The sequence below is a fragment of the Bacillus sp. AP50 genome (assembly GCF_040492675.1).
In the GTDB taxonomy this organism is placed as follows: domain Bacteria; phylum Bacillota; class Bacilli; order Bacillales; family Bacillaceae_G; genus Bacillus_A; species Bacillus_A cereus.
Genome location: NZ_JBEUTW010000652.1, coordinates 1 through 1033 on the forward strand (window position 1 = coordinate 1; position 1033 = coordinate 1033).

The following is a 1033-nucleotide window of genomic DNA, read 5'->3' on the forward strand; positions in this document are numbered from 1 at the left end:
ACCATAGGGATAACCAAGAACCTTTAAAACCAGTATGTCCAGTAATTAAAATTCTTTTTCCGTAAAAAGCATTATTAAAGTTTCGGTTTAACAATTAGTCCACCTCCTTTAGTACCCTATTTTTAGGGAGTTAGGTATAAATGTTTATTATTTTTATACCAATTAACAGTTTTTATAATTCCTTCTTCAATATTAATTCTAGGTTCCCAGGAAAGAGAGTTTTTTATTTTTTGCACATCCGCTTCAGGAACCCATCTTTCATTTGTTCTAGAGGAAATTGCACCGTAATTTGGTCTGGAATTGGTTTTCAAATGTTTGAATAATAATTCTACATAATGTTTCAAGGGGTGAATAGTGCCGCTCCCAATATTAAAGATTTCATTTTGTACAGTAGTATTTTCTACTGCTAGGATACAGGCATCTATTACATTTTCTATATAACAATAATCTCTTAATTGATTACATAAAGTTAAATTTACATCTTTGTTTTGTAATACTCGCAAGATTATATAGCTAAAAATTTTATGCGGCTCTTCGCCTTCTCCGAATATGCCAAAAGGTCTTAATGTTATAAGATTAATATTGTTTTCGCTAGCAATTTGATGGGCGAGTATAGTAGCAGCAGCTTTGGTACTTCCATAGATGTCCACAGGAGTTAGTAACATATTTTCATGAATAGGTTCCATCTTGTTACCGTATTCAGAACTACTCCCAAAATTGATGATTTTTTTACAATTCACCAATTTTGCTGCTTGAATAATGTTACAAGTCCCTATAACATTTGTTTCTATAGCATGGATGTAATCTGTATGGGCAGAATTTACACCATAGGCTGCCAGGTGAAAGATATAATCGGGATTAATTTTCTTTATTGCATCTTGTACTTGTTTTTTATCTCGTATATCTATTTCATAGGTTTCAATATATTTTAGAATATCCTTTAGTCTCCAAGAGTTTGATGGTGTTCTTATGAAAAGAACAATTTTTGCTTGTAAATTTAAAAGTCTTCGTGCCAAGTGAGAACCAATAAAAC

General features: G+C 31.6%; 1 protein-coding gene. It reads right to left on the reverse strand.

Annotation, left to right across the window (positions count from 1 at the left end; genetic code table 11):
- Window positions 1-122: 122 nt before the first annotated feature.
- The coding region (locus ABWK52_RS27955) for an NAD-dependent epimerase/dehydratase family protein (RefSeq protein WP_353772307.1) at window positions 123-1033 on the reverse strand (911 nt) is incomplete at its 5' end.